At 67.1% G+C, this 9,425-nt stretch carries 8 protein-coding genes and 1 pseudogene; 5 read left to right on the forward strand and 4 right to left on the reverse strand.

Features of this window, described 5'->3' with window-relative positions:
• The 4 genes from KBY78_RS12750 to KBY78_RS12765 form a co-directional block, all read right to left on the reverse strand.
• Positions 1-468 (reverse strand): alpha/beta fold hydrolase (locus tag KBY78_RS12750; RefSeq protein ID WP_255143897.1); only part of this gene is annotated, 468 nt, incomplete at its 3' end.
• Entirely contained in the window at positions 465-1,631 is a 1,167-nt protein-coding gene (locus KBY78_RS12755; protein WP_255143898.1) for an iron-containing alcohol dehydrogenase family protein, read from the reverse strand. The genes KBY78_RS12755 and KBY78_RS12750, both read right to left, overlap by 4 nt.
• 7 nt (positions 1,632-1,638) lie before the next feature.
• A complete protein-coding gene (locus KBY78_RS12760; protein ID WP_255143902.1) occupies positions 1,639-4,209 on the reverse strand; it encodes an ATP-dependent Clp protease ATP-binding subunit in 2,571 nt (856 codons plus the stop codon).
• Positions 4,210-4,427: 218 nt separating this feature from the next.
• The gene (locus tag KBY78_RS12765) at positions 4,428-4,919 is read right to left on the reverse strand and encodes a GNAT family N-acetyltransferase (protein ID WP_255143899.1); all 492 of its coding nucleotides are present in this window, start codon (positions 4,917-4,919) and stop codon (positions 4,428-4,430) included.
• 112 nt (positions 4,920-5,031) lie between these two features.
• On the opposite strand from KBY78_RS12765, the gene lysA reads away from it, so the two are divergent.
• From lysA to KBY78_RS12790, 5 genes and pseudogenes are all read left to right on the forward strand, one after another.
• Positions 5,032-6,390 (forward strand): diaminopimelate decarboxylase, encoded by a 1,359-nt coding sequence (gene lysA, locus KBY78_RS12770; RefSeq protein ID WP_255143903.1) that lies wholly within the window; start codon positions 5,032-5,034, stop codon positions 6,388-6,390.
• Between the two features lie 20 nt (positions 6,391-6,410).
• Positions 6,411-7,274, forward strand: a complete 864-nt coding sequence (gene cdaA, locus KBY78_RS12775; protein WP_255143900.1) for a diadenylate cyclase CdaA — start codon at positions 6,411-6,413, stop codon at positions 7,272-7,274.
• A complete protein-coding gene (locus tag KBY78_RS12780; RefSeq protein WP_006170862.1) occupies positions 7,271-8,074 on the forward strand; it encodes an isoprenyl transferase in 804 nt (267 codons plus the stop codon). Before cdaA ends, KBY78_RS12780 begins: the two co-directional genes overlap by 4 nt.
• A gap of 27 nt (positions 8,075-8,101) precedes the next feature.
• Positions 8,102-9,100, forward strand: a complete 999-nt coding sequence (gene bioB / locus KBY78_RS12785; RefSeq protein WP_255143901.1) for a biotin synthase BioB — start codon at positions 8,102-8,104, stop codon at positions 9,098-9,100.
• Positions 9,097-9,425: pseudogene (locus tag KBY78_RS12790) on the forward strand (hypothetical protein); the annotation flags it as partial. The gene bioB and the pseudogene KBY78_RS12790, both read left to right, overlap by 4 nt.

Genomic DNA, 9,425 nt, shown 5'->3' on the forward strand with positions numbered 1-9,425 from the left:
CCGGCTCCCCCGCAGGGGCAGGCGCCGGGCCAGCTCCACCGCCACAGATCCGCCCATGGAGGCGCCGATGACGCCCAGCGGCGGTGAAGAGCCTGGGGCTGAGGTCGCCTCAATCTGCTCCACCACGGCCGTGAGGTGGTCGAGCACACCGCTTGGGTTGTAACGGCCAGCGGCGGGCCGGGGGCTGAAACCGAACCCGTAGAGGTCGGGAATGTAGAGGCGAAAGCGGGGTGCCAACAGCGGCGCCAGTCGGCGGAACTCCAGCAGGGAGCTGTCGAAGCCATGCAGGAGCAGCAGCGGTTTGCCCTCTCCAAGCACAGCCACGGGCCAGCGACCGCTGAACCCCGGTAGTTCCCACCACTGCACGCGTCCAGCCAGATCACGCCCCTGGGGGTCGAGCAGATTACTGGCGGCTCTGGCGATCAACTCCGGACCCTGGCACCACTCCGCCTGGGGGAAGCGGCTCAAGGGCTGCTCTCAGGGCAGAGGCTGGCCTCGGCGCAGGGGGCTGGAGCACTTGGAGCACTCTCAGCTGGGTGCGACTCCGCCGTGGTGCTCACCATGGCGGTCAGCAGGTCGTTGGCGTTCACGGGGAAGGGCAGATGGTGCAGATCAGAGCCGGGAAGAACAGCGAAGGCGCAGACGGCGTTGAGGTCGTTGAGGCTGGCCTCGGCGAGGCCGAGACCCTCGAGGGTCACCGGCAGATCCAGGGCCCTGAAGAAGGGGATCAGCTGGCGGCGGGCCTGGCTGGCCAGGCGGTGGCCACCGAGCAACTCTTCAAGACGCAGCTGGGTGAGAACGCCGAAGCCCACCTTTTCACCGTGAAGAAGGTGATGACAGGCGGACAACTGGGTGAGACCGTTGTGGACCGCGTGGGCAGCCACGGTGCGGCAGCGGGCGCCACCGAGACCGCCGATCAGTCCGGCCGTGAGCGCGGAGGCCTCCGCCACCCGTACCCAGGCTTCGCCACCGGGCTCGGCCATGGCTGCCTCACCCTCCAGCAGCAACTGATCGCGCAGGACACGGGCCTGCTGCACCGCCTGTTGCACCAGACCATCGCCGCTCGAGCCACTGCTCACCGAGGCCTCATACCACTTGGCAATGGCATCGGCGATCCCGCTGGCCAGGGTGCGCGTGGGAGCCTGCAGGACCAGATTGTGATCGAAGATCAGCAGGTCGGGGCAGCGATCCAGCGCCACATCGGAGCGGAAGGCCCCTTCGACTGAATAGAGATTGGCCAGGGCGGTCCAGCCGGCGCAGGTGGCGGCGCTGGTGGGCACGGTGATGCAGGCCAGACCGAGGCGATGGGCCAGCAGCTTGCCTGCGTCCAGCACCTTGCCGCCTCCCATGGCGATCACCCCGTCGCAGCGGCCGGTCTGGGCTTCTGCCGCCAGGCGCCGGAGGTCGTCCTCGCAGCAGTCGAACTGAAGGGTGGCGGACAGGGGCTCCAGGCCCAACCGAAGTAGATCGGAGTAGGCCTGATCGCGCAGATGTGCGGTGGCCTGGCTGCGGCCCAGCAGCAGCGGGCGGCGGCAGAGGGAGGGCAGGGCGTCGAGCGAGGCCGACCATGCCGAAGGCCCCCGCACCAGTCGGGCGGGGGCGATCGCATGCTGACTGATGGCTGTCACCATCGAGGCGTCAGACGCTGGCACCGGCCAGTTCCGGTTCGGCGACCACTGTCTGGTGGCGGATCACCACCTGTTTCTCGTCGTTGACATCGACAAGGGCAGAATCACCGTCCTTCAGACGCCCGGAGAGGAATTCCTCCGCCAGGGAGTCTTCGAGCAGGCGCATCACAGCCCGGCGCAGAGGACGTGCGCCGTAGCTGGGGTTGTAGCCCTCCTCAACGAGACGCTCTTTGAAGGCCTCGGTGACCGAGAGGCCAATGCCTTTCTCCTGCATGCGGCCGAACACCTCGCGCAGCATGATTTCGGCGATCTCCTTGACCTCATCGCGGCTGAGTTGCCTGAAGACAATGATCTCATCGAGACGGTTGAGGAACTCAGGACGGAAGTACTGCTTGAGCTCCTCGTTGACCAGGGAGCGGATGCGATTGTACTGCGTTTCCTCAACCGCGGCCCCGGAGAATTCGAAGCCGAGACCACCGCCGCCTTTCTCGATCACCTTCGAGCCGATGTTCGAGGTCATGATGATCAAGGTGTTCTTGAAGTCCACCGTGCGGCCCTTGGAGTCGGTCAGGCGACCGTCTTCCAGCAGCTGCAGCAGCAGGTTGAACACATCGGGATGGGCTTTCTCGATTTCATCGAAGAGCACCACGGTGTAGGGACGACGGCGCACGGCTTCCGTGAGCTGTCCGCCTTCGTTGAAGCCCACATAGCCAGGAGGCGAGCCGATCAGCTTGCTGACGGTGTGCCGCTCCATGAACTCGGACATGTCGAGGCGGATCATTGCCTCCTCGCTGCCGAAGAAGTAAGCGGCCAGGGCCTTGGTGAGCTCCGTTTTACCCACGCCGGTGGGACCGGAGAAGATGAAGCTGGCGATGGGGCGGTTCGGGTTCTTCAGACCCACCCGGGCGCGGCGGATGGCCTTTGACACGGCCTTGACGGCTTCGTCCTGGCCGATCAGCCGCTGGTGCAGGGTCTCCTCCATGTTCAGCAGCTTCACCGATTCGCTCTCGGTGAGCTTCTGGACGGGAACGCCGGTCCAGGAAGCAACGATCTGGGCGATGTCCTCTTCGGTGACCACTGGATGGCGCTCGCCGCTGGAGGAAGCCAGGGCGTTGTCGGCGGCCGTGCTGGCCTCAGCTTCGGCGGTCGCTTCGGCGGATCCTTCGACAGCGGTTGAAGCCACCGGCTCCTCGTCGCGGCGAGCCTGGAGGATTGAGCGGATCTGATCGCGCAGTTCCACTTCCTTGTCGCGCAGTTCACCGGCCTTGCCGAAGTCTTGCTGGCGGACGGAATCCTCCGTCTGCTTCTGGATGGCACGCAGTTGCTTGTCGAGCTCCTTGGCCGCCGGAGGCAGCTTGGAGTTCATCAGCCGCACGCGGCTGCCGGCTTCATCGACCAGATCGATGGCTTTGTCGGGCAGGAACCGATCGGAGATGTAGCGATCACCGAGGGTGGCGGCGGCCACCAGAGCTTCATCGCTGATTTTCAGGCGATGGTGCTGCTCGTAGCGCTCGCGCAGGCCGCGCAGGATCTCGATGGTGTCGACCACGGAGGGCTCACCAACCATCACTGGCTGGAAGCGGCGCTCCAGGGCCGCGTCCCGCTCGATGTGCTTGCGGTATTCATCCAGGGTGGTGGCGCCGATGCACTGGAGTTCGCCGCGGGCCAGGGCTGGCTTGAGAATGTTGGCGGCATCGATGGCACCTTCGGCGGCACCGGCACCAATCAGGGTGTGGACTTCGTCGATCACCAGGATCACATTGCCCGCGCCCCGGATCTCTTCCATGATCTTCTTGAGGCGCTCCTCGAATTCGCCCCTGTACTTGGTGCCGGCCACCAGCAGACCGATGTCCAGGGTGAGAACCCGCTTGTCTTCAAGGATGTCGGGAACTTCGCCGATGATGATGCGCTGGGCGAGTCCCTCAGCGATGGCGGTTTTGCCGACGCCAGGTTCACCGATCAGAACGGGATTGTTCTTGGTGCGGCGCCCGAGGATCTGCACGACCCGATCAATCTCGTTGTGGCGGCCCACCACGGGATCCAGTTTGCCCTCGGCGGCCAGCTGGGTGAGGTTGCTGCCGAATTCGTCGAGGGTGGGGGTCTTGGTGGAACCCTTGCTGTCGCCACCGCCTGCGGTGACTTCGGCGGTTTCGCCCAGCATGCGGATCACCTGGGTGCGCACCTTGGCCAGGTCCACCCCGAGGTTCTCCAGCACACGGGCGGCGACGCCCTCACCCTCCCGGATCAGGCCAAGCAGCAGGTGCTCGGTACCGATGTAGTTGTGCCCAAGCTGGCGAGCCTCTTCGAGGGAGAGCTCCAGCACGCGCTTGGCGCGGGGTGTGAACGGGATTTCAACAGCCACGAAGCCGGAACCGCGGCCGATGATCTTCTCCACCTCGACCCGGGCGTCCTTGAGGTTGACCCCCATCGACTTGAGCACCTTGGCGGCCACGCCGGTGCCCTCACCGATCAGGCCCAGCAGGATCTGCTCGGTGCCCACAAAGTTGTGACCCAGCCTTCGGGCCTCTTCCTGGGCGAGCATGATCACCTTGATGGCCTTCTCGGTAAACCGCTCGAACATCTGCGGTGCCTGTGCAAGTCCCACCAACCTATCAGGGTTGAGAGGGTGTGCGTGATTCTGCCTTCGAATCGCCCGAATCCTTTGCCACGACAGTGATGCGATGGCTCAATCGCCACATGTTCAAGAGCGAATTCGTACGGCCTTACGCATCAACAAAGGGCGGCAATCCGCACCTTCTTGAACGCCAGTCTGGAGTGTTGCACTCAGCAAGCACACAACTATCCAGTTGTGCCCTGGAGTTGGCACCATTGGATCAGAGCGTCCTGGCCATCGCGGTAGTAACCGCGACGACGACCGGTGCTGCGGAATCCGAGCGACCCATAGAGCCCAAGTGCGGCCGTGTTGCTGGCCGCCACCTCGAGGGTGGCCCCGCTGGCACCCCGCTCCTGTCCCTCCCGCATCAGCTCGCTGAGCACCATCCGGGCCAGGCCGATCCGCCGCTGAGCGGGGTGCACCAGCACCAGCAGGATCTGCAGCTCATCGAGGATCAGCCAGCCGCTGGCCACAGCCACCAGCTCGGAGCCGCGAAGCACCCCCAGGACGCAGCGCCCAGGTCCCTCAATGTCCTGGGCCTCCAGGTCCAGGTGCCACTGCCGCAGGTCCCAACCCCGGGGCCGGCAGAGCCGGTCGAGCTGGTGGCAGGCCTCAGCGTGGATGGGGCTCAGCCGCTGGGTCTTCAGCTCGTGCTGCCCTGCCCCTTCGATGCTCATCCTTACGATTGTGATCAACCAGGACACAGCCCCAAGGATGACGCCGATGACCATTTCTCCCGTCACTCCGGCTGACCAGGCCGTCGGCAGCGGGTCCGTGCCCAGTCCGGCGATGCGCCCCTTCGAGTCGGAGGCTGATTCGCTCAGTCCCAACCGCAACCTCACGCCGCTCACCACGGCCCTCGACGGCCACGACCGGCTCCAGGTGGGCGGCTGTGATCTGGGCGAGCTGGCCCGCCGCTACGGCACACCGCTCTATGTGCTGGATGAAGCCACCCTGCGGGCCAGCTGCCGGGCCTACCGGGAGGCCCTTGCCGCCCACTACCCCGGCCCCTCCCTGGCGCTCTACGCCTCCAAGGCCAACAGCAGCCTGGTGCTGAGTGCTCTGGTGGCCTCCGAAGGCCTCGGCCTCGATGCCGTCTCAGCGGGCGAGCTGCTCACCGCCCTGCAAGGGGGCATGCCGCCGGAGCGGATCGTGTTGCATGGCAACAACAAGTCGGATGAGGAGCTCTCCCTGGCGGTGGCCCATGGCGTGACCGTGGTGGTCGACAACGACCACGACCTCGAGCGCCTCGCCGAGATCGCCCCCGCCGCGGGCCGGGTGGTGCCGCTGATGCTGCGCTTCACCCCCGGCATTGAGTGCCACACCCACGAGTACATCCGCACCGGCCATCTCGACAGCAAATTCGGCTTCGACCCCGATCAGCTCGAGTCGGTATTGCAACGCCTGGCCGGGTGCTCCTGGGCCCGCCTCACCGGCCTGCATGCCCACATCGGCTCCCAGATCTTCGAGCTGCAGCCCCACCGCGACCTGGCCGGGGTGATGGCCGATGCCCTGGCCCTGGCCCGCTCCCTCGGCCATCCCGTGAGTGATCTGAACGTGGGCGGGGGCCTGGGCATTCGCTACGTGGCCTCCGACGACCCACCGACCATCCAGGAGTGGGTGAAGGGGGTGGCCGAAGCGGTGTTGCGCGCCTGCCGCGAGCGGGATCTCGAGCTGCCCAGGCTGTTGTGCGAGCCAGGCCGCTCCCTGGTGGCCACGGCTGGCCTCACCGTGTACACGATCGGCAGCCGCAAGCAGATCCCCGGCCTGCGCACCTACCTGTCGGTGGATGGGGGGATGAGCGACAACCCCAGGCCGATCACCTATCAGTCGAGCTACACGGCAGTGCTGGCCGAGCGGCCCACGGCCGTGGCCACCGAAACGGTCACGGTGGCGGGCAAGCATTGCGAATCCGGCGACGTGCTGCTCAAGGACCTGGCCCTGCCCCCCAGCAGCAGCGGCGACCTGCTGGTGGTCTTCGCCACCGGCGCCTACAACGCCTCGATGGCCTCGAATTACAACCGCATCCCCAGTGCGGCGGCTGTTTTCGTGCATGGGGGTCAGGCTGAGCTGGTGCAACGGCGCGAGCGACCAGACGAACTGCTGCTCCACGACGTGCTGCCAGAACGTTTTCGGCCGGTAGCATGAGCCAAGTGCTGTAGGGCTCTGTGATCTGGCTGAGGCTCCTCGATCTGCGCCTGCTGCTGGATCTGCTGTTCGCCTCTGCTCTCGGGATGCTGCTGTTGGCCCGGGTGCGCGAATCCCGCACCCTCTGGTTGCTGCGCGGCTGGCTGTTTCTGGTGGCCCTGGTCTGGGTGGTCCAGCGCTTCGCCAACCTGCCCCTCACCACCCGGCTGCTGGAGGCGGTGGTTCTGGGTTGCAGTCTGGCCCTGGCGATCCTCTGGCAGGGGGAGTTGCGGCGCTTGATGGAGCTGCTGGGCACTGGTCGCCTCGACGTGCTGCTGGGCAACCAGGGGGTCGACCAGGAGATGTCGGGCGCGGTGGCGATGCTCACCGAGGCGGCTGGCCGCCTGTCCCAGGGCCGCCGAGACGCCTTGATCCTGGTGGATCTGGGCAACGCTCTTCGCCCTGAAGACTTTCTCAACCCCGGCATCGAGCTTGACGCCATGCTCTCGGTGGATCTGGTGCTGAATCTGTTTGCCGCCGACACCCCTCTGCACGACGGGGCCCTGCTGGTACGAGGCAGCCGCATCCTCTCGGCGGGGGTGATCCTGCCCCTCTCCCGCCAGGGGATCACCCGCTATGGCACCCGTCATCTGGCGGCCCTGGGCATCACCGAACGCTTCGACCGCTGCCTCTGCATCGTGGTCTCCGAGGAGACCGGCACCCTCTCCCTGGCCCGCCAGGGCAAGCTGGAGCGCCCGATCACCAGCAGCCGTCTGCGTGAGCTGCTGACAGCCGCCCTGGCGCCCTCATCCACGAAAACCCCGGCCAAGACTTCCGGAGGTTCGGTGGTGCCGCTTCCCACTGGACGTACCGTGTCCGAGGACACGCCCGAATCCCGCGCATGAGTCGCTCGCCGGCGACCACCGACCCGATCCAGGCGTCAGCCCAGCCCTCCGAGCTGCTGCCGGCCTGTCTGGATCCCGCCCGGCTGCCGGCCCATGTGGCCGTGATCATGGACGGCAACGGCCGCTGGGCTCGTCAGCGACGCCTGCCGCGCATGATGGGTCACCGTGAAGGGGTGGAAGCGCTCAAGAGAACCCTGCGCCTCTGCAGCGACTGGGGCATCGGTGCCCTCACCGTCTACGCCTTCTCCACCGAGAACTGGAACCGCCCTGGCGAGGAGGTGACCTTCCTGATGGCCCTGTTCGAGCGGGTGCTCGCCCGTGAGCTGCAGGCCCTGGAGCGTGAGCGGGTGCGCATCCGCTTCCTGGGCGACCTGGAGCAGTTGCCGGAAGGGCTGCAGGAGCGCATCGCCGCCGCCGAGGCCCGCACCGCCGCCAACACCGGCATTCACTTCAACGTCTGCACCAACTACGGCGGCCGGCGGGAACTGGTGCAGGTGGCCCGGCGCCTGGCGGAGCGGGCCGCCCGAGGTGATCTCGATCCCGCCGCCATCAGTGAGACCCACTTCGAGGCCGAGCTGCTCACCGCCGGCGAGGTGGATCCCGATCTTCTGATCCGCAGCAGTGGCGAGTACCGCATCAGCAATTTCCTGCTCTGGCAACTGGCCTACGCCGAGATCCACATCACCGATGTGCTCTGGCCCGATTTCAATGAGCAGGCCCTGCTGCGGGCCGTGCTGGATTACCAGGGCCGCCAGCGGCGCTTCGGGGGAGTTGAGCCCCTGCTTCCCCCCAGCGCCTGACCCTGTCCCCTCCCACTCCCTGCCCCGTTGACCACCACCGCTCGCCCCTCAGCCGCTGCCACCACCTCGGCCCCTAACCTGCGCCACGACTGGAGCCGCGCGGAGATCCAGGGGCTGCTGGAGATGCCGCTGATCGACCTGCTCTGGCGAGCTCAGAGCGTGCACCGGGCCGCCAACCCCGGCTACCGGGTGCAGCTGGCCTCCCTGCTCAGCGTCAAGACCGGCGGTTGCGAGGAAGACTGCGCCTACTGCCCCCAGTCGATGCACAACAGCAGCGACGTGAGCGGTCGGCCGGAGCTGGAGGTGGAGCCGGTGCTGGCGCGGGCCCGGGCCGCCAAGGCGGCCGGTGCCCATCGCTTCTGCATGGGCTGGGCCTGGCGCGACATCCGCGATGGTGCCCCCTTCGAGGCGATGCTGGCGATGGTGCGCGGTGTGCGTGAGCTGGGGCTGGAGGCCTGCGTGACCGCCGGCATGCTCACCGACGCCCAGGCCGAGCGCCTGGCGGCGGCGGGCCTGACCGCCTACAACCACAACCTCGACACCAGCCCCGAGCACTACGAGCGGATCATCACCACCCGCAGCTACCAGGAGCGGCTGGAAACCCTGGAGCGGGTGCGGCAGGCGGGCATCACCCTCTGCTGCGGCGGCATCATCGGCCTGGGGGAGACCACCAGCGATCGCGCCGGTCTGCTGCAGGTGCTGGCCAGCCTCGACCCTCATCCCGAGAGCGTGCCGATCAACGCCCTGGTGGCGGTGGAGGGCACACCGCTGGAGCATCAGCCACCGGTGGATCCGCTCGAACTGGTGCGCATGGTGGCCACGGCCCGCATCCTGATGCCGTTCAGCCGGGTGCGCCTCAGTGCCGGCCGCGAGCAGCTCAGCCGTGAGGCCCAGATCCTCTGCCTGCAGGCGGGCGCCGATTCGATCTTCTACGGCGACACCCTGCTCACCACCGGCAACCCCGATGTGGCCGCCGACCGGGCGCTGCTGGCGGCGGCGGGGGTGAGTGTGGAGATGGCGGTTTGAGGGAGCGGATTGCGGCCTTCTACAAGTTCGTGGCCTTCTCCGCCGCCGAGTTGCCGTGCTGGCGCGATGAGCTGCTGGCGCTGGCCGGCAGCCAGGGGGTGAAGGGCACCGTGCTGCTGGCGGAGGAGGGCGTGAACGGCACGATCGCCGGCCCGGAGGACGGGGTGACGGCGGTGCTCGCGCACCTGCGCGCCGATCCACGCCTGGCGGATCTGGAGGCCAAGCTCAGCTGGAGCGAGCGGACCGGCCTTCATCGGCTCAAGGTGCGCTTCAAGCCCGAAATCGTGACCCTGGGCCGCCCTGAAGCCCGCCCCAGCGAGCGGGT

Origin of the sequence: Synechococcus sp. EJ6-Ellesmere, from assembly GCF_024345875.1 — a bacterium.
GTDB classification, from domain to species: Bacteria; Cyanobacteriota; Cyanobacteriia; order PCC-6307; family Cyanobiaceae; genus Regnicoccus_A; species Regnicoccus_A antarcticus.

Excerpts from the sequence above, each read along its gene's own strand:
- KBY78_RS12755 (WP_255143898.1), bottom strand. The coding sequence starts at position 1,631 with ATGGTGACAGCCATCAGTCAGCATGCGATCGCCCCCGCCCGACTGGTG.
- KBY78_RS12760 (WP_255143902.1), bottom strand. The coding sequence starts at position 4,209 with ATGTTCGAGCGGTTTACCGAGAAGGCCATCAAGGTGATCATGCTCGCC.
- KBY78_RS12765 (WP_255143899.1), bottom strand. The coding sequence starts at position 4,919 with ATGAGCATCGAAGGGGCAGGGCAGCACGAGCTGAAGACCCAGCGGCTG.
- lysA (WP_255143903.1), top strand. The coding sequence starts at position 5,032 with ATGCGCCCCTTCGAGTCGGAGGCTGATTCGCTCAGTCCCAACCGCAAC.
- KBY78_RS12780 (WP_006170862.1), top strand. The coding sequence starts at position 7,271 with ATGAGTCGCTCGCCGGCGACCACCGACCCGATCCAGGCGTCAGCCCAG.